This is a genomic window from Vibrio bathopelagicus, assembly GCF_014879975.1.
In the GTDB taxonomy this organism is placed as follows: domain Bacteria; phylum Pseudomonadota; class Gammaproteobacteria; order Enterobacterales; family Vibrionaceae; genus Vibrio; species Vibrio bathopelagicus.
Genome location: NZ_CP062500.1, coordinates 202,203 through 221,354 on the forward strand (window position 1 = coordinate 202,203; position 19,152 = coordinate 221,354).

18 protein-coding genes are annotated in these 19,152 nt (G+C 41.7%); 8 read left to right on the top strand and 10 right to left on the bottom strand.

The genetic code is table 11. The features are described from left to right. Window positions 1-8 precede the first annotated feature (8 nt). On the top strand, window positions 9-1,058 hold the full coding sequence (gene pseI, locus IHV80_RS00940; RefSeq protein ID WP_192889771.1) for a pseudaminic acid synthase: 1,050 nt from the start codon (window positions 9-11) through the stop codon (window positions 1,056-1,058). Here the strand turns inward: pseI and IHV80_RS00945 are convergent, their stop codons facing one another. The 5 genes from IHV80_RS00945 to rfaD all read right to left on the bottom strand — a co-directional run bounded on the left by IHV80_RS00945 (window position 1,059) and on the right by rfaD (window position 6,144). Next, complete coding sequence (locus IHV80_RS00945; protein WP_226088500.1) at window positions 1,059-1,982, bottom strand: alpha-2,8-polysialyltransferase family protein; 924 nt, start codon at window positions 1,980-1,982, stop codon at window positions 1,059-1,061. Between the two features lie 175 nt (window positions 1,983-2,157). Continuing rightward, on the bottom strand, window positions 2,158-2,910 hold the full coding sequence (locus IHV80_RS00950; protein WP_192889772.1) for a glycosyltransferase family 25 protein: 753 nt from the start codon (window positions 2,908-2,910) through the stop codon (window positions 2,158-2,160). Next, complete coding sequence (locus IHV80_RS00955; protein WP_192889773.1) at window positions 2,903-4,096, bottom strand: O-antigen ligase family protein; 1,194 nt, start codon at window positions 4,094-4,096, stop codon at window positions 2,903-2,905. The genes IHV80_RS00950 and IHV80_RS00955 overlap by 8 nt, the downstream gene beginning before the upstream one ends. Window positions 4,097-4,111: 15 nt before the next feature. Then, window positions 4,112-5,068, bottom strand: a complete 957-nt coding sequence (gene lpxM, locus IHV80_RS00960; RefSeq protein ID WP_192889774.1) for a lauroyl-Kdo(2)-lipid IV(A) myristoyltransferase — start codon at window positions 5,066-5,068, stop codon at window positions 4,112-4,114. A 134-nt stretch (window positions 5,069-5,202) separates the two neighbouring features. Continuing rightward, the gene (rfaD, locus tag IHV80_RS00965; RefSeq protein WP_192889775.1) at window positions 5,203-6,144 is read right to left on the bottom strand and encodes an ADP-glyceromanno-heptose 6-epimerase; all 942 of its coding nucleotides are present in this window, start codon (window positions 6,142-6,144) and stop codon (window positions 5,203-5,205) included. Window positions 6,145-6,296: 152 nt separating this feature from the next. Between rfaD and IHV80_RS00970 the strand changes: the two genes are divergently transcribed. Continuing rightward, window positions 6,297-7,460: a nucleotide sugar dehydrogenase gene (locus IHV80_RS00970; RefSeq protein WP_192889776.1), complete on the top strand. Its 1,164-nt coding sequence runs from the start codon at window positions 6,297-6,299 to the stop codon at window positions 7,458-7,460. 124 nt (window positions 7,461-7,584) lie between these two features. Next, complete coding sequence (locus IHV80_RS00975; protein WP_192889777.1) at window positions 7,585-8,223, top strand: TetR/AcrR family transcriptional regulator; 639 nt, start codon at window positions 7,585-7,587, stop codon at window positions 8,221-8,223. A gap of 318 nt (window positions 8,224-8,541) precedes the next feature. Here the strand turns inward: IHV80_RS00975 and IHV80_RS00980 are convergent, their stop codons facing one another. The 5 genes from IHV80_RS00980 to IHV80_RS01000 form a co-directional block, all read right to left on the bottom strand. After that, a complete protein-coding gene (locus tag IHV80_RS00980; protein WP_192889778.1) occupies window positions 8,542-9,693 on the bottom strand; it encodes a murein hydrolase activator EnvC family protein in 1,152 nt (383 codons plus the stop codon). A 104-nt stretch (window positions 9,694-9,797) separates the two neighbouring features. After that, window positions 9,798-10,619 (bottom strand): serine O-acetyltransferase, encoded by an 822-nt coding sequence (gene cysE, locus IHV80_RS00985; RefSeq protein WP_065676010.1) that lies wholly within the window; start codon window positions 10,617-10,619, stop codon window positions 9,798-9,800. A 47-nt stretch (window positions 10,620-10,666) separates the two neighbouring features. Beyond that, on the bottom strand, window positions 10,667-11,704 hold the full coding sequence (gene gpsA, locus IHV80_RS00990) for an NAD(P)H-dependent glycerol-3-phosphate dehydrogenase (protein ID WP_192889779.1): 1,038 nt from the start codon (window positions 11,702-11,704) through the stop codon (window positions 10,667-10,669). Between the two features lie 196 nt (window positions 11,705-11,900). After that, entirely contained in the window at window positions 11,901-12,368 is a 468-nt protein-coding gene (gene secB / locus IHV80_RS00995) for a protein-export chaperone SecB (protein ID WP_009847959.1), read from the bottom strand. A 105-nt stretch (window positions 12,369-12,473) separates the two neighbouring features. Beyond that, entirely contained in the window at window positions 12,474-12,908 is a 435-nt protein-coding gene (locus tag IHV80_RS01000; RefSeq protein ID WP_017081647.1) for a rhodanese-like domain-containing protein, read from the bottom strand. A gap of 262 nt (window positions 12,909-13,170) precedes the next feature. Here IHV80_RS01000 and IHV80_RS01005 point away from each other — a divergent pair, with 262 nt between their 5' ends. From IHV80_RS01005 to IHV80_RS01025, 5 genes are all read left to right on the top strand, one after another. Next, complete coding sequence (locus IHV80_RS01005; protein WP_004733264.1) at window positions 13,171-13,422, top strand: hypothetical protein; 252 nt, start codon at window positions 13,171-13,173, stop codon at window positions 13,420-13,422. Between the two features lie 139 nt (window positions 13,423-13,561). Then, window positions 13,562-14,266 carry a YjbF family lipoprotein gene (locus IHV80_RS01010; protein ID WP_192889780.1) on the top strand — a complete coding sequence of 235 codons (705 nt, stop codon included), beginning with the start codon at window positions 13,562-13,564 and terminating at the stop codon, window positions 14,264-14,266. Between the two features lie 21 nt (window positions 14,267-14,287). Beyond that, on the top strand, window positions 14,288-15,193 hold the full coding sequence (locus IHV80_RS01015; RefSeq protein ID WP_192889781.1) for a capsule biosynthesis GfcC family protein: 906 nt from the start codon (window positions 14,288-14,290) through the stop codon (window positions 15,191-15,193). Continuing rightward, window positions 15,193-17,460, top strand: a complete 2,268-nt coding sequence (locus IHV80_RS01020; RefSeq protein ID WP_192889782.1) for a YjbH domain-containing protein — start codon at window positions 15,193-15,195, stop codon at window positions 17,458-17,460. Before IHV80_RS01015 ends, IHV80_RS01020 begins: the two co-directional genes overlap by 1 nt. A gap of 490 nt (window positions 17,461-17,950) precedes the next feature. Further along, on the top strand, window positions 17,951-19,087 hold the full coding sequence (locus IHV80_RS01025; protein ID WP_192889783.1) for a polysaccharide export protein: 1,137 nt from the start codon (window positions 17,951-17,953) through the stop codon (window positions 19,085-19,087). Window positions 19,088-19,152 lie beyond the last annotated feature (65 nt).

The window sequence follows — 19,152 nt, forward strand, 5'->3', positions numbered from 1 at the left end:
AGATTCTGATGAAACCATATATTTCAATTGACGGTCGAAACATAGGCCCTGACTACACTCCTTATATTATTGCTGAATTATCAGCAAATCATAATGGTGACATTAATCGCGCTTTCCAGATAATGGAAGAAGCGAAGAAATCAGGAGCAGATGCAATTAAGCTACAAACTTATACTCATGAAACGATCACCATGGATTGTGACAGTGATGAATTCCAGATTCATGGTGGCTTATGGGATGGGAAGACGCTTTATAACCTTTATAAGGGTGCTCATATGCCATGGGAGTGGCATAAGCCGTTATTTGAAAAGGCAAAAGAACTTGGGATTACTATTTTCAGTTCTCCATTTGATTTTACAGCCGTCGACTTATTAGAGTCATTAGATGCTCCAGCGTATAAAATAGCCTCATTTGAAGTCATTGATTTACCGTTGATTAAGCGTGTTGCTCAAACAGGTAAACCGATGATCATTTCAACAGGAATGGCTAACAAAGAAGAAATTGCAGAGGCCATAAAAACCGCGAGAGATAATGGGTGTGAAGAGTTGGTAGTACTGCATTGCGTGAGTGGTTATCCTGCGCCACCTGACCAATATAATCTTAAGACGATTGCTGACATCGCGGAACGATTTGAAGTTTTATCGGGTCTTTCTGATCACACTATTGACAATGCAACGGCTGTGGCTTCTGTAACATTAGGGGCGTGTTTGATCGAAAAACACGTGACTATGGATCGTAATGGCGGCGGAGCGGATGATAGTTTTTCTCTCGAACCTCATGAGCTTACTGCGCTTTGTAAAGATACAAAAACAGCATGGCAAGCAATGGGTCAAGTCAATTACGAAAGAACGGAAGCTGAAAAAGGAAACGTGAAATTCCGTCGCTCTTTATATGTGGTAAAAGACATAGCAGAAGGTGAATTGTTGACTCCTGAAAATATTCGGAGTATCAGACCTGGTTTTGGTTTGCCACCAAAATTCTATGAAGAAGTTCTAGGAAAAAAAGCTCTAACTAAGATAAATTCAGGAACTCCTTTATCCTTGAATTTATTTATATAGTTAGATGTTAGATAGCTGTAGAGATATTAAATCTTGAAGGCTATCTTGTTTTTTTTCTAATTCAACTAGTATATTGGCAAAGTTATGAATTTTGCTGTCTGGAATTAATTTATACGTTTTACAATACTCTTCCATCCCCATGCCGGCTGAAGAGTTAATTGATATTATGTTAACCTTATCTGTACTAGATAGTAGATAAAGCTCCAAAGGTAGTTTATTAGATAAAAATGTCACACCTTGTTCTTTGAAAGATAAATAATCTGACTCGTTTTCCTTTGGGTGCAATTTTAAAATTGGAGTGAAATCTCTACGTCTACTCTCTAATATTAATCTATTATAGATGTCATAAAAGAAATCATTGTCTTTAAGCCTACCTTTTAACTTGTTAAATATGGGTTGTGTAGCGATGATTAATGTTTTATTGTTGAAGTTATCAGTATTATAAAATTTAAAGCATTGTTGAATTTGTGATATTTTTGTTTTGTCTTTTGATAAAACAAGTCTTCTTCCTTTGTGTTGCACTGATTTTGGTAATTTTTCTGGGTGTATGACATAGATTTGGTCACATTGTTTTCTTTCACCAAATACATAATGCTTAGGGGGTTGATTTGATAGTAAACGAAATAATTGCTTGGGTTTGTCATCAATCTGGTGCTTAACGTAATTCCCCATACCATCTTCTACCATTGAGTAAGATCTAACTAGAAGGCGAAATAACCTAGACATTTTATTGTTATCATTGAATAAGAAGAGTCTATTTATCCCTCCCTTTAGCTCTACGTTTTTATTGTTTTCATATATTGATGCTAATAATATATTTTTTAATTTATCAGGTATTGGCCAACCTCGAAGAGAACAAAATAAAATATATTTACCAATATATCCAATCTTCTTTATATGATTAACTAGCGATTCCCTATTCATTAACACTAACTCTATTTTTGTAGGGAGTTGAGTTGTGTCTATGTCTTTAGGATCATATCTTGATAATCATAGAAATAAATTATGGTCGACGGATTTACATCATCTTGTGCTTTATACAAGCTAAGTAATAAGTGCCTTACCGTCGAGCAGACATAAATATCTTTATGTGTTGAGTTCATGATTTACTTCTACTCAGTTTGAATTTAAAATTATGTAAGTGACGTTGAATAGTTTCGCTTAAATTGAAGTATTCACGCTTACACTTCTTAATAAAACTTCGAGTAGTAGTGCGCTTAGCATAGCCAATGTCTGAGTCGAACTTAGGGTCATTAGTTAAACAAGGGACTGCAGTTCCATAGCATTCAACGCCATGTTTCCAGAATCGATCCATGTAAATATCGACGGCCATATACCATTCATTTGAATTATTAAGTAGTTTTTTTGCGCCTGAGGGCGTTAGAAAATAACCTGTAGCACTCATATGACCTTTAGTAAACTTATGTATGCTGGTTGAACAACACTCAAAGATAGAATAAGAACTAAATTTACGACGTTTATTGTTAAATAATCTCACACACTCTACATTCTCTGGTATGTCACTAATATCTCGAATGAAGTTAAGGAATGCCTCTTTAAATATAAGAGCATCATCTTCAATCACGATTATTGGTTGGTTGAGTTCGACACACTTCTGCCATAATAAGTAATGGCTTGCATAACACCCTAACTGACCAGCGCTTAGTGTTTTTGCCCTGTATGTTTGGCTTAAATCATTATTGTAAAGACTTAGTAGTGGGTGAGGGGGTAATGTTCTGCCATCAACGGCAGAAAAAAACTCAAAAGGAAGAGATAGTTCATCCAGTTGACAACTAATATTATCTTTTCTCTCAGTGGAAGATTCTAAATTTATGACAAAAATTTTAGTCATTGGTAACTCTCTTACATCTTGAGCAAATAGGGACAAGGAACAATAAATATAACATCAGGGGTTGAGGGTGATTAAAAGGAACATCCGTTAATCCAGCAATGAAAAATAGACTAACTAAACCAATCACTATATATGTATCGAGTGATGATAATTTTTTCACTATCATTAGTGGATAAATTAGAAGTCCAATTAAAAGTATTAGCCCTATAACCCCAGATTTAACCATTTTATCTAAAAATTGATTGTGGTAATGACTGGAAGCATAATAAAAAAGTTGACTGGATATTTCATTTTTATCTAGCTTTGTTTGTAATATTTTTTGTTGTTCATGCCCTTGCCCAAGTAACGGTTTTTTTTGTATTAACTCAGGAGCTAACATCCACATTTGTAACCTAAGACCAAAAGAAGTTCTATAGTCATCGGCTTGAATTCTTTTGATTTCATAAATAGTTCTATCATATCGTTGATCTATTTTATCTTTAAATAAAAAAACACCAGAAGAGGCTAAAATGGCTGTAAATATAAAAGAAGATAATATTTGTGTTCTTGACGGAGGGTTTTTAATACATTTAGCTATTATTATAATAAAGATACTTAAAGTGAACGCTAACCAAATACCTCTAGCCTCACTTAAGATTATAGGGGGGAATGATAGCAAAAAAGCTATCATAGGAAGAGCCTTTCTCTTTAAAGGTGAGTTATCTAGAAATAAAGAGAAAGCGATTATGGATATCAATGCACACGCTGTCGCGTAAGGTATCGGGTTTATATAGCCAGCATCACGCTCTATACCTATATACAGATTGAAATAGATGCTATTGATACATACGGTAAAACTACCGACTAAAACTATCCATTGAATCACTCTTTGAGTAAGGATTTGATATGGAAAAAACAAAATAAACAGTGTCGCTCCAAGCAGTGCTCTTGTTTCTCTGGAGCTTGCCCCATGGTAATAGTAACTAAATATTGTATATATACATAATAGAGATAATAACCATATAAATGGATGTTTTATATTTTTAATGATTAGCTCTTTTTTATACAAAAATATACTAATCACTAAACTAAGTATAATAAATGGAATAAGCTTTTTATCACCACCATCTAATACAAGCATGCCTGTTACTGCAAAAAAATAAGGCAGTATCAGCAAAAGGGATAGGTTGCGTTTGATAAGAGTCATTATAATTATTACACACTAGCTATTATAAGGATTGATATTACTTTCAGGACGAGTCTTAAGCAGTCTTAAGATCCACATATATTGTTCTGGATTCTTGCTCACGTAATCTTCAATACATTGATTCATCATGCGAGCATCTTGCTCTTCACTTCCTGTTGGGAAGGGTAGAGCTGGGTAGAAGTCCAGGGTGTATTGGCCTGTACTGCTGTCGTATTGAGCAAACAAAGGCACGATTTTGGCCTTACTCAGTTTTGACAGGCGGCCGAGGCCTGAAATTGTTGCTTTTTGAGTCGCGAAGAAGTCTACGAAGACGCTGTGCTCACGGCCAAGATCTTCATCAGGGAGGTAGTAACCAAGGTACCCATCACGCACTGACTTGATGAAAGGCTTGATGCCTCCGCTACGGTCGTAAACACGACCGCCGTATTGCACACGCTGTCGGTGCATCAACCAGTCACTGAGTTTGTTTTTCTGTGCTTTCGCCATCGCAGATACAGGTAAATTGCGTGACGCGAGTAATACCGCTGGGATATCGATAGCCCATGTGTGTGGCACCAGTAAGATCACATTATCGCCACTGTCCGTAATATCGGTTAGGTTGCTCAGGCCGTTTATCGAAGTGTTATTCTCTAGCCAAATTTTGCTCTTTAGTGTTAAAGAAGCAAACCCCATCAAAAACGAGATAGATGTAACGTATGACTGATAGAGAGTTTCTTCGTGCTGTTCTACAGATTGCTCGGGAAAGCACATCTCAAGATTCACTCGAGCCCGGCGGTTAGCCCTATTTTTAATTTTTACAGCTTGCTTAGCCATAAACTTAGCTAATGCTAAACGAATGCTATTAGGTAAGAAGCAGACTAAAGACGATAACAAAACGGCAATCCAAGTTCCCCAGTATTTAGGTGCTAGAAAACCCCATTCAAACTCAGGATTGTAAGCTTTTGGATCAAAATCATTGCGTTGTGTGGTCATTCATTCACTACATTATTTAAATCAGAGAGTTAACTTAATATCGGTCACTCTGGGAATGATTATATTCGTTAGACATTCCTAATAATACACGCTAAAAGTAGGGTGTATTATTGGTCCTAATCTGAAATATACCGTTAAGCGTTTACGATCTTCATGTACTCAGCAACGCCATCGGCTACTGCTTTAAACTCGATATCACAACCTGTACCGCGAAGCTTCGTTAGATCAGCTTGAGTAAACTCTTGGTAAGCGCCTTTTAAATGCTCAGGGAAAGGAATCGTTTCGATTTCACCTTTACCGTGGTGCTTAATTACCGCTTTGGCAACTTCGTCAAAAGACTCAGCATTGCCGGTGCCTAGGTTAAATATGCCAGAAACACCATTTTCTAAGAACCACAGGTTTACTGCTGCAACATCACCGACATACACAAAATCACGCTGGAATGTTTCGCTACCTGAGAACAGTTTAGGGTTCTCACCGGCGTTCATTTGGTTGTTTAGGTGGAAAGCAACAGAGGCCATGCTGCCTTTGTGTTGCTCGCGTGGACCGTAAACATTGAAGTAACGGAAACCAGTAATTTGAGGCAATGTCTCGTTATGCGCTACAGCATCTGCGGTTAAGCGACGAACATAGTTATCAAATTGTTGCTTAGAGTAACCGTAGACGTTCAATGCACCTTCGTATTCTCGCTCTTCAATGAAAGTATCAGTTTCACCGTACGTTGCAGCGGAAGAGGCATATAGGAACGGAATTTCACGCTCAACACAGTAATGAAGTAGCTCTTTTGAGTACTCATAGTTGTTGAGCATCATGTACTTGCCATCCCACTCAGTGGTAGCAGAGCAGGCCCCTTCATGGAAAACAGCTTCAATATGACCAAAATCATCACCGGCCATGACTTGAGTTAGGAAGTCATCACGATCCATGTAATCCGTGATGTCAAGGTCTACAAGGTTCTTAAATTTCTTACCATCTTTTAAGTTGTCGACGACTAGAATATCGTTGTGGCCCGCTTCGTTCAGCGCCTTAACAATATTGCTGCCAATCATGCCAGCACCACCCGTTACGATAATCATAATTTTCTAACTCTTTTGAATACAAATCTATCTCGAGTATAGCAAGGAATAGATAAGGCGGGCTAGTGGAATAATTCTTCAAGCAGAGTATGATATGACCAGTAAATTTATGAATTAAATTGAGTAAATGGCTCAAAATTATAGGTATTAATATGAAAATTGCAGTAGCCGGTACTGGGTATGTTGGCTTGTCAAATGCGATGTTATTGGCACAAAACCATGAAGTAGTCGCGGTAGATATCATCGATGAAAAAGTGGTGATGCTTAATAAAAAGCAATCGCCGATTGTTGATAGTGAAATTGAGCACTTTTTATCGAGTAAGAAGCTTAATTTTAGAGCGACAACAGACAAAGTAGCATACAAAGATGCCGAGTTCGTTATCATCGCAACACCAACTGATTATGATCCTAAAAGTAACTATTTCAACACTTCCTCCGTTGAATCTGTTATCAAAGATGTTATGAAAATGAACCCAGATGCTGTAATGGTCATCAAATCAACGGTTCCTGTTGGTTACACTGCACAGATCAGAGAAGAGCTAGGTTGTGAAAACGTTATGTTCTCACCTGAGTTTTTACGTGAAGGTAAGGCTCTGTATGATAACCTACACCCATCACGAATTATCGTTGGTGAGTGTTCTGAACGCGCTAAAGTATTTGCTAATCTTTTGGTGGAAGGTGCTGAGAAAGAGAATATCGACGTGCTATTTACTAACTCCACAGAAGCGGAAGCAGTAAAACTGTTCTCAAATACCTACCTAGCGATGCGTGTTGCATATTTCAATGAACTTGACTCTTACGCAGAGGCGCATGGTTTAGATTCACGTCAGATTATCGAAGGCGTTGGCTTAGACCCGCGCATTGGCAATCATTACAACAACCCTTCATTTGGCTACGGTGGCTACTGCTTACCAAAAGACACCAAGCAATTATTAGCTAACTATCAAGATGTACCGAACAATATTGTAGGTGCCATTGTTGATGCGAACCGCACTCGCAAAGATTTCATTGCGGATTCAATTATTAAACGCTCACCAAAAATCGTTGGTATCTATCGCTTGATCATGAAAGCTGGCTCGGACAACTTCCGCGCGTCGTCGATTCAAGGGATTATGAAGCGTTTGAAAGCTAAAGGCATAGAAGTGGTGGTGTTCGAACCAGTGTTGGAAGAAGAGCATTTCTTTAATTCGAAGGTTTATTCTGACCTAGAAGAGTTCAAAGCTGTATCGGATGTGATTGTATCTAACAGAATGGTAGAAGAGATCGCAGACGTTGCAGATAAGGTTTACACACGAGACCTCTTTGGCAGTGATTGATTACAGTAGCGATTGATTAGGCTCTATTTTAGCTAATGCTAATTAGACCAGATGTTAACAGCTCGATCTATCCGTTTAGTGGCGATATACTGACCCCCTAAACGGATAGGGATACTAATAACTAATGAAAACACGTGACAAGATTGTTTACGCTGCTCTAGAGCTTTTTAATGAGCACGGCGAGCGCAGTATTACGACCAATCATATTGCTGAGCATATCGAGATTAGCCCTGGTAACCTCTACTACCACTTCCGTAACAAACAAGAAATTGTCCGTGATATCTTCACTCTCTATTCAACAGAGTTGCTTGAAAGGTTCACGCCGATTCAAGGCCAACAAGAAAGCCTGACGCTACTAAAGACCTACTTAGATTCTATCTTCACGCTGATGTGGAAGTACCGATTCTTCTATGCGAATCTGCCTGAAATATTGTCACGTGATGAAAAACTCCACCTTGATTACATGGCCGTGCAAGAAAGATTGCAAACCAACCTTGTGGATATTATGAGGGCCTTTGTTGAGTTGAACTTGCTCAAAGCAACGGATGCGGAGATGAAGTCGATGGTCACTTCTCTTCACTTGATCGCATCGGGTTGGTTAGCTTATCAGTCTGCGATGTCTCCAAAAGCTCAAATTACTGAGCAAGTAGTTCATCAAGGAATGTTGCAGATGATTGCGACGGTTAAACCTATTACGACCGCACAAGGCTTTGAGCAACTGACATTATTGGAAGATGGTGTAAGGGCGTTGAACTCCAAGTAGAAAGGTACGGGCAAGCGAGATACGGGTAACGAAGATCGGGAAATAGCAGATTCGAGTAACGGGATACGAGTAAACGAAAAACAGGGTAGAGCGACGACGAGGCTAGCGTTTTTCATGTCACGTTTTACTCTAACCTTGTATCGGCTTTCATGCTTTTTTTATCTCGGTGACCCGAACCTTGCGTCTGCTCTTAAGCTCTTCGCATCTCGGTTACTCGAATCCCGCATCTGCTCTTAAGCTCTTCGCATCTCGGTTACTCGAATCCCGCGTCTGCTTTTAAGCTCTTCGTATCTCGTTTACTCGAATCCCGTATCTGCTCTACCTAACCAACCAACTCTTCGGGTTTTGAGCTTGGCTATTTCTGCGAATTTCAAAGTACAGTGATGGGCGAGTTTGGCCGCCAGTGTCACCAGCAAGTGCAATCGCTTCGCCCGCTTTAACCTTGTCACCTTCTTTCTTTAAAAGCGCTTGGTTAAAGCCGTAGAGCGTCATATCACCTTTACCGTGGTCAAGTAGTACCACTAATCCATAACCTCGCAAGTACTCGGCAAATACCACGGTTCCCGAGTAAACAGATTTGACCTGTTGGCCGTACTTGGCGTTGATCACCATGCCTTTCCAATTAACTTGGCCAGTTTGGCGTGAACCGTAGCTATGCAATACTCTGTCTTTGATTGGCCAAGGGAGTTTGCCTTTACGTTTTGCTAGGCCATCCATAGGGACTGCATTACGTCGCTCTCGAGCCGCTTTTTCTGCTTTTGCTATTTCAGCTTTCAGGCGAGTTTCATTTCGCTGAAGTTCAGCCAAGTAATTTTTGTCACCATAAATATTCTTCTTAATACTACCAACGGTTTTCTTACGTTGAGTTTGAGTCTGAGCTAGCTTGTCACGCTTTGTGGTTTGCTGTTTTAACAATGTTGCTATTTGTTCTTGCTCAAGTTGGCGTTGTTTATGACTCTCTTCTAGCTCAAGTTGAGTTTGTTCAATCGTTTTGATTGTTGCAGAACGCGCTTTCGCAAGGTGTTGGTAGTAGTGACTAATGCGATCTTCTTCAACACCTGTGTTGAGGATGTGAGAAGAAGCTTTAGCTCGACTTGTCATGTAGTAAGTCTGAACCAGTTGATCTAACTTATCGGTATGGACTTTTTTCTGAGCAGTAAGCGCTTTAATCTTAGTGTCTAAGCTAGCAATATTTGCATTGGTCGTATTGAGTTGCTTTTTACTGTCTAGAATCGCTTTTTCAAGCGAAGCGATGGATAGCTCTTGTTTCTTGAGGTTTGCCTGTAGGCTATCGAGTTTTTTCTGTTGTGAGGAAAGGTTTTTTTGTTGGCGAGATATTTCGCTCGACACGCCTTTCAACTCACCTTGAGATGCTGCAAATGATGATGTAGATAAAAGAGCAACACAAAGGCTGGTAGATATCAAAAGAGTCCTGCTAATGGCTCGAATTTGTTTCATCATTATCGTCATTTAGTTGTATTCATCTGCTCTTGATTTTTCGAATTTCGCTGAATCGAATCCCGAATCTGCTGTTAGTCTTTTCGCATGTCGGTTACTCGAATCTAGTATCTGCTCTAAATCCCATCACCATGGATGAAGTTCTGTGAGCGACCATTGAACCCTTGATCCATATCTAAAGATGGTTTGTCTGTTTTCGGTTTTCCGACAATTTTTGCAGGAACGCCAGCGACTGTTGTATGAGGTGGTACAGCTTGTAGAACTACAGAGCAAGAGCCAATCTTCGCGCCTTCACCCACCTCAATGTTGCCGAGTATTTTAGCGCCGGCACCAATCATCACGCCTTCGCGGATCTTAGGGTGACGATCGCCACCTTCTTTGCCCGTACCACCAAGGGTCACGTCTTGAAGGATAGATACATCATTTTCAACGACGGCTGTTTCACCAATCACAATGCCAGTCGCGTGGTCGAGCATGATAGCTTTACCGATACGCGCAGCAGGGTGGATATCCACTTGGCAAGCGACTGAAATTTGATTTTGCAGATAGGTAGCAAGTGCGACTCGTCCTTGCTTCCATAGCCAGTTAGCGACTCGGTAACCTTGAAGGGCGTGGTAGCCTTTCAGATAAAGTAGAGGCATCGAGTACATCTCGACCGCAGGATCTCGATTTACCGTCGCGCAAATATCACAAGCGGCAGCATCAATAATCGATTGATCTTGCTTGAATGCTTGTTCAACCACTTCACGCACTGCCATTGCTGGCATTGAGGCAGTCTTTAACTTGTTTGCCAGAATATAACTGAGTGCGGCGCCTAAGCTTTCGTGGTTGATGATCGTGGCATGGTAAAAACTCGCAAGCATAGGCTCTTGCTCGGACTGCTGTCGAGCTTCCTTCACAATGCATTGCCAAACTTTTTGTTGTTCACAGTGTTTCATTTTTCCATCCATCTTATCTATTTCATTCCACAACTTAATGCGTGATGTTATCGCTCTGACTTTTTATCTCGAGCAAGTAGATCTTGCGCTGCCAGGTGTGAATCTTTCCCTTGATACAACACTTGATAAATTTGTTCAACAATTGGCATCTCAACGCCCATACGTTCTGATAATAACCAAACTTCTTTGGTGTTGCGATAACCTTCGACTACCTGTCCAATTTCTTCTTGTGCAGTGTCGACGTCTTTACCTGAGCCTAACGCCAAGCCAAAACGGCGATTTCGCGATTGGTTATCGGTACATGTTAGTACTAGGTCGCCCAGTCCAGCCATACCCATGAAGGTTTCTGGTTGTGCACCAAGGGCTGCGCCCAATCGACTCATTTCAGCTAAACCACGTGTGATAAGAGCGGTACGTGCATTGGCACCAAAACCAATACCATCCGACATGCCTGCGCCAATAGCGATGACATTTTTAACTGCACCGCCAAGTTGCATGCCAATGAAATCTGAGTTTGCGTATACGCGGAATGTTTTGCCGCAGTGAATTTTTTCTTGAAGCTCCTCTAGGAAAACTTCATCAGGTGAAGCTACAGAGATAGCCGTTGGCATGCCCATCGCTAACTCTTTTGCAAAAGTAGGGCCAGATAGAACCGCTAACGAGTACCCATTACCAAGCACATCGTGCGCGACATCTTTAAGTAGGCGGCCAGTTTCTGGCTCTAACCCTTTCGTTGCCCAGCAGATACGAGAGTTCGTAGTTAAGTGAGGTTTAAGGCTATTTAAAACGATACCAAACACGTGGCTAGGAACGACAATGAGAAGGTCGCGACTTGCTGTTACCGCTTTCTCAAGGTCTGACTCGATGATTAGGCTTTCTGGGAAGTCGATATTGGGCAGAAACTCATTATTCGCACGCTCTGATTCAAGGCGATTCATATGAACAGGATCATGACCCCAAAGAACAACGTTTGCACCGTTACGCGCTAAAGATATAGCTAAAGATGTCCCATAAGAACCTGCGCCAATGACTGTCATGGCGATGTCTTTGCCGTAGGCGTTTGTCGTGTTAGTTGTTTCTGTCATGCTTCCACCTAAAAATAATGAGGGAAATCGAAGAGTTCTGGAAATTTCTACTAAGAAAGAAAAGCTTTCCACTAAAATAAGCAGAGCTTTCAATCTTAGTACAGTGTAAAGAAAAAATGCACATCGCAGAAGTTGCGATGTGCATTTAAAAGCTAACTAGCGCTTGAATCGTTAGAGTTAAGTTCTACGGTGAGACTTAAGCCTGTTCGCCTTCAGCTTGTTGAGCTTGGTTTTGTAGGTAGTTCATGAACAAAGCATCAAAGTTTACTGGAGCTAGGTTCAATTGTGGGAACGTACCTTTAACCACTAGGCTAGAAATTGTTTCACGCGCGTATGGGAACAGGATGTTCGGGCAGAATGCACCTAGGCAATGTGCCAGTTGGCCAGCTTCCATTTCGCTTGCAGAGAAGATACCGCCTTGTTGAACTTCACAAAGGAATGCAGTGTCTTCTGCGTTCTTAACTGTAACCGTTAGACGTAGGATTACTTCGTAAACGCCTTCGCCAAGTTCACGGCTTTGAGTGTCTAGGTCCAGTTTTACATCTGGGTTCCACTCTTTTTGAAACATGTCTGGAGAGTTTGGCGCTTCGAAAGATACGTCTTTTAGGAAGATACGTTGGATTGCGAAGTTTTGTTGTGCGTCTTGTTGTGCTGCTTCAGCCATTTTCTTGTCCTTAAAAATTTATAATTAGGTCTTGTTCGTCATATCGCCGAACAAAACCTTAAAGTCATATTCGTGTAATCAGGTCAGCTTACTTCTTGCCTTGAACTACTTCTTACCTTTAACCAAAGGTAAGTTAGCTTCGCTCCAAGCTACTAAGCCACTTTTCAGTACGCTTACGTTTTCGAAACCTGCTTTAACCAGCAGATTAGCGCTTTCTTGAGCGGTTTGACCTGTCTTGCATACTACGATGATTGGGTCTGCTTTGTGGCTTTCAAGGCTACCAAAGCTATTTGCTTTGATGTCTGACGGCAAAATGTGAACTGCGTCCGTAATATGGCCCTTTTTGAACTCATCCTTAGTACGAATATCAACCACAACACCATTTTCACGGTTAATCATGTGTGTGGTTTGCGCTGCCGTGATCTCTTTGTAGGCTGCGTTTGATGTCTTGATAACGTTCGCAATGATGGCAACAACCAAGCCGATCCATACGATGGCTAAAATCATATTCTCTTGAACAAATGGAACTAAGTCTTGCATGTTTTCAACTCTTATTCGTTATTGGGCGAAAAATTATAGGTTAGGAGTATAGCGATAAAGGATAGGAGAATACAGAGGAAGCATGTTGTGGTGCAAAAAGCGTTATCTCAAGAAGGATTTATAAGGTATTGCTTATGATTTACTCATTTACTTGATTGTGGTTATTATCTATGATGATCAATCAGTTGTTTAAGCTGAGCAACTGATTGAGGGTGTAAAACTTACCCTCTACATATAAACGTTTATATTAATGGAAATCATTATGAAAAAGATGGCTCTAGCAGCTGCATTAGCAGTTAGCTTCTCAGGTGCTGCATTTGCAGCAGAAACGACAGCAGCAGCTGGCACTGGTACTGGCGCGAGCACAGGTACAGCAGCAGGCGCTGGTGCATCTGCAGCAGCAGCTGGCACAGCAACAACAGTTGCAGTAGCGACAGCAGCAGTAGCAGCAGCGGCAGCAGTAGCAGTTGCTTCTAACGAAAGCGGTGCAACGACTACAACAACTACTCGATAATTTTTGAGTAATACATATTTTAGTTAACGTATGTTTAAAACCATTTTATGTGAAAGCATAAAGTGGTTTTTTTATATCTAATTGATTAATTTTCCATATTGGACAGCAGCAACCAGATTGCTAGGAAGCAGAACTCGTCATGCTTAAACCTCTAATCATATCTCTTGGTCTTTTTCTTGCTGGTTGTTCTCAGCAGTTTCAAGACGTTAATTCTACTTTTGATGAAGCCTTTTTTGGAAGCTCTGATGTTGAGCTGTCGAAGGAATACATTCAAACCTTACCGTATTCCAGCATTTATGCGGAAGTGAATGACCAAGGTAAAATCTTCATGGTTTTGGCCTACGTAGGACAAAACCCGCAAACGGGTGCAGAGCAGTTAAAGTGGATGTCTTCTGACAAAGCGATGATCGTCACTGAAAATGGACGTATCGTACAAACGCTATTGCTTCCTTACGAAAACCTTTCAGGTTTGGCATTCCAATCGTTAAATACGTTCTCGTCTGCAAACAGCTCGTCACCAGATTCTTCTTCTGCGTTTGATGTGTCAGCGAACCCAGGTGCCCAAAAGTGGCAAGCGGTGTACGACTGGCAGCCTAACTATCGATTCGGCTATAAAGCAAATATCACCCGCACGTATGCGGGAAATGAAACGGTTGAAACTCCGTTAGTGTCTATCGATACCAAGAAGTTCCAAGAAAAAATTCAATTCCCAATGTTAGAACAAGACATCACCAACGAGTATTGGGTCGACAGAAAAGGCAAAGTGGTCAAAACCATACAGTATTTAGGCCCTGATATGACAAGGCTTGAGTTAACCGTCCTTAAGCATTATCAAAGCAATTAACGAACAGGGTAATGAACTAAAATGATGAATTATATGAGTCACGCATCAAAAATGACGGGGCGTCGGTTGCCAGTAGTGAGAGCTCTGTTAATGATGAGAAACTTGTTAGCTTTGAGCGCGCTGTTCTCTCTGTGTACTGTTAGCTACGCTTCTGCAGCATCTAACGTTATTACGCCTTCGATTAAAACAACAATTGAGCTTCCTCTTCAAGGTGTGACGCTTGAGTATAAAGCTAACGTTAGATTGCTTCAGGTGTTAGAGGACGCGAACGCTAACTCTAACGAAAATGCTAGCGGCAGTATTGGTTACTTCCCCCTTTCAGCTCAACTGTTTGATAAAACCAATACTGAAGTGACTGAATCTAACAAAGATATCGAAGCCAAAAAACGCAATGTATTTAACCAGCTTGACGCTTTCTCGGTAGAAGAACCAGAAGCAAAACTGGTAAAGCAACAATTAGCCTCTTTCCAATACCTCAATCGAGTTTTTATTGAGTTAGATCGTAATGCGGTTATCTCTCAATCAGATAAGAATCCCCTGCTTGTTTCAAGTTCTCATACTAACAAGCCGTCAGCCAGTCAAACTCAAGCCTTTTCTCTGTACTTGCCACAACGACCAACGTTCATTCAGTTGATGGGTGTAATGAAAGAGTCGGTAACAATGAATCTGATTGAGCATGGAACGTTGAATGATTATCTCGATGCATTGCCGAACGGCTTTATTGGCGAATCCGCAGATAAAAGCGTGGCATATGTTGTTCAGCCAGATGGCGTGGTGCAAACCATTCAATACGCTTACTGGAACGAACAGCCAGTTTACCTAGCACCAGGTGCCATCGTATTTATGGCGTTTTACTCTTTGCCATCAGAATACTCAACGTTGAACCAAGATATCGTCGATTTGCTACGTCATAAGGTTGGCCTGTAATGCTGAAACAGAAATCATTCTCTCTATCGGCAGTGTGCACATCGGTTATCTGCGCTTTGTTAATAGCGAACAGCACTTCTGCTTTTGCAGAAGCAACCATTGATTCCTCTTCGATTCGAGCAGAAATATCATCATTCGACGATAGCGAATACAGAACATCGCAAATGAACTTTGGTGGTGTCGGCTTAATGCAAATGCCGACAGGACGAATGGCACCGGAAGGTGAGTTCAATTTTAGTGCTTCGTTTAACAATGAATACTACTTTTATAACGTCAGCCTACAGGTGATGCCTTGGCTTGAAACCACCATTCGTTATACACAGGTGCAAGACCTGCTTTATAGCGGTGGTGCGGACCAAGATTGCTCTCAAAACTCATTCAGTGGCTGTACTAAATACACAGATAAAGGCATCGACTTTAAACTGCGCTTAATCGAAGAAGGGTACTATCTACCGGAAGTGTCGGTCGGTGTGCGTGACTTTGGTGGTACTGGTTTATTTGATGGCGAGTTTGTTGCGGCCACCAAACGCTTTGGCCCGGTTGATTTTACCTTGGGCATGGCTTGGGGATACATGGGCACCAGTGGCAACTTCACGAACCCATTGTGTAAAGCCAGTGACAAGTACTGTGAACGCCCATCTGATTATAAAGGCAATGGTGGCAGTGTCGATTTTGAGCGCTGGTTTAAAGGCGATGCGGCGATTTATGGTGGTTTTGAATATCAAACCCCTTATAAGCCGTTAACCTTGAAGCTTGAATACGATGGCAACGACTACTCTCAAGATTTCCCAGTAGTACGTGGTGGTGTCGACATGACACAACACACGCCATGGAACGTGGGGGCTGTGTATCGCTTTACAGATTGGGGCTCAGCTAAAGTGAGTTACGAGCGCGGCGATACTTTAACCCTTGGTTTTGATCTCTCTACCAACTTCAATGAATTGTATTCTGTGTGGCGAGACACCGAAACTGCTGAGTTGCGCCCGAGTGATGTTGAGACGGTGGATGATATTGATATGGCGGCCCTCGCAGATGATCTTGAAACGGTCGCGGGTTATGAACAAGCACAAATCTTGGTCGACGATAACAGCATTGTAGTAAAAGGTACTCAAGTTAAATACCGAGACCGAGATATTGCTCTGGAACGTGGTGCAACGGTTATCGCGAATGCAGTCCCGAGTTACATCGACACCTACAAAATCATCGAAAATGATAAATCGCTGGAACTTACTGAGACAACGGTAGATGCTCAAGCGTTCAAAGCGGCAGCGAACAACTCTTACCTTAATGCTCAAACCAGTGATGCAACCGATATTCACGAATTAGAGCGCAAGAAATCCGTTATCTATCATGATGGGCGCGAGCGATTTGATGTGTCGATTTCACCAAACCTAGCGCAATCGTTCGGTTCGGCTGAAAACTTCTACTTATATAGCCTGGGTTTATACACCAATGCTTCGTTCTGGGCGTTAAACAATGTTGAATTGTCGGGCTCTTTGTACGTTAACTTAATTGATAACTACGACAAGTTTAACTATACCGTCCCATCAGATGGCACTGACCAAACGCCAAGAGTAAGAACCTTGTTCCGTTCTTATGTTGATGATCCGGTTCGTTTAGACCGTTTGCAACTGACGTGGTTTGAAGACTATGGCAGCGGTGTCTACACCCAAGCCTACGGTGGTTACCTAGAGAGCATGTTCGCGGGTGTAGGTGGCGAAATCCTTTATCGTCCATTCAACCAAAACTGGGCGATTGGCGCAGACATGACAGCAATAAGCCAGCGCGATCCAGAAAGCTGGTTTGGCACGTTTGATGAAGAGAACCAAGTCAACCCAGACGATAGCAGCCGAACATACAAAGTGATCGATAAAGGTACGACCGGCTTCATCACAGGCTACTACACCCCACAATGGGATTTCTTGAGCGATACCTTACTTAAAGTGGGCGTCGGTAAATTCCTTGCCGGTGATATCGGTACTCGTGTCGACTTCTCTAAGCAGTTCAAGAGCGGTGTGATCGCTGGTGCGTTTGTCAGCCTAACCGACATGACAACCGAAGAGTACGGTGAAGGTAGTTATACCAAAGGCTTCTATGTATCGATTCCGTTTGATTTAGTTACCGTGAAACCAAGCTCAAGCCGCGCTGGCTTCACCTGGTTACCGATCACACGTGACGGTGGGCAAGTGTTGAATAAACAGTACAACTTGTTCGATCAGACTGATGCGCGCTCACCTTGGTTCCAAAGGCCAAGTAGCGTTAAATAGGTGTAAGGGCAGATGCGGGTAACGAGTAAGCGGGATTTGAGCCTACTCTTAGTTTTCCGCATCCAGCATCTGCTCTTAAGCTCTTAAGCTCTTAAGCTCTTAAGCTCTTAAGCTCTTAAGCTCTTAAGCTCTTAAGCTCTTAAGCTCTTTAACCTTAAACCATTCAACTAGGTTGATAATAACCACAATTTGTGGATAATGCTTACGGATTAAACTAACCGTATGCAAGCATACAATTGTCTGCATTTTATACAAAACACTCCTAATCAAGCCCACCCTGATAGGAGCAACATAACTACGCAGTGTGATGTCGCGGAATATCAAGGGGCGGTAGCGTTCTTATCTTTGATATTTAGTGGGAGTGAGGTCACGGTAATAGCTCTCCTTAACTCTCCTAAATACTTCGTAGCTGATAAAATTGTTTATTCTTAACTTCTTTGGGTGTCCTTTAGGATATCACTACACATTCCGTTTCTATGACTTGGTTAACATGAAGATTAATAAAAATCGTCTCCTTTTAGCGCTCCTTCCAGCATTGCTTGCAGGGTGTACGACTCCAGGAACTCACCTTTCTACTGGCAACAAAAATGTGATTCAGCCTTCAGAGGAACAGCAAGAGTCTGATATCTCTGATGTGGTTAACCTTTACCCACTGACCGCTCAATCAGTATCGAGTTACCGAAATGAATTTTTATCGGTTTCCCAAGCTAACCCGACATTAGATGTTGATATTGCAAAGTATGAATACCAAGTGGGTGTCGGTGATATCCTAAATATCACCATTTGGGACCACCCTGAACTGACGATTCCTGCGGGCTCTTACCGTAGTAGTACCGAAGCGGGGAACTGGGTTCATGCAGACGGCACCATCTTCTATCCATATATTGGTACAGTAGAAGTTGCGGGAAAAACCGTTCGTGAAGTGCGTGCTGATATTGCTAGTCGTTTAGCAAAGTACATCGAAAGCCCTCAAGTTGATGTTAACGTCGCGGCTTTCCGTTCAAAGAAAACCTATATTACTGGCGAAGTGTCTAAACCTGGCCAGCAGCCGATTACCAACATCCCTTTAACGTTACTTGATGCTGTGAACCGTTCGGGCGGTTTGTCTGAAAATGCCGACTGGCGTAATGTTTCATTAACGCGTAATGGCGTAGAAGAAAACCTCTCACTTTACGGCTTAATGCAACGTGGTGACCTAACTCAAAACCGCTTGTTGCAAGCCGGTGACATTGTTCACGTGCCGCGTAATGATAAGCAGAAAGTGTTCGTGATGGGTGAAGTTAAAGAACCGAAGCTCTTGAAGATCGATAGAGTGGGGATGAGCCTGACGGAAGCGCTCAGTAATGTTGGTGGAATAAATGAACTGACAGCTGATGCAACGGGCGTGTTTGTTATTCGAACTTCTGATGATAAATCAGAACGTATGGCGGATATCTACCAACTCAATATAGAAGATGCATCAGCATTGGTGATTGGCACCGAGTTTGATTTAAAACCTTACGATATTGTTTATGTTACCGCCGCGCCAATCAGCCGTTGGAACCGTGTTGTGGGGCAGTTGCTGCCAACCATCAACGGATTTAATAATTTAACCGAAGGTGCGTTACGTGTTCGTAATTGGCCTTAGGCTAAGATAGAACAGTAATCAGGTCGTACTTCACGTGTGGCCTGATTTTTTATGTTTAGAAGTGC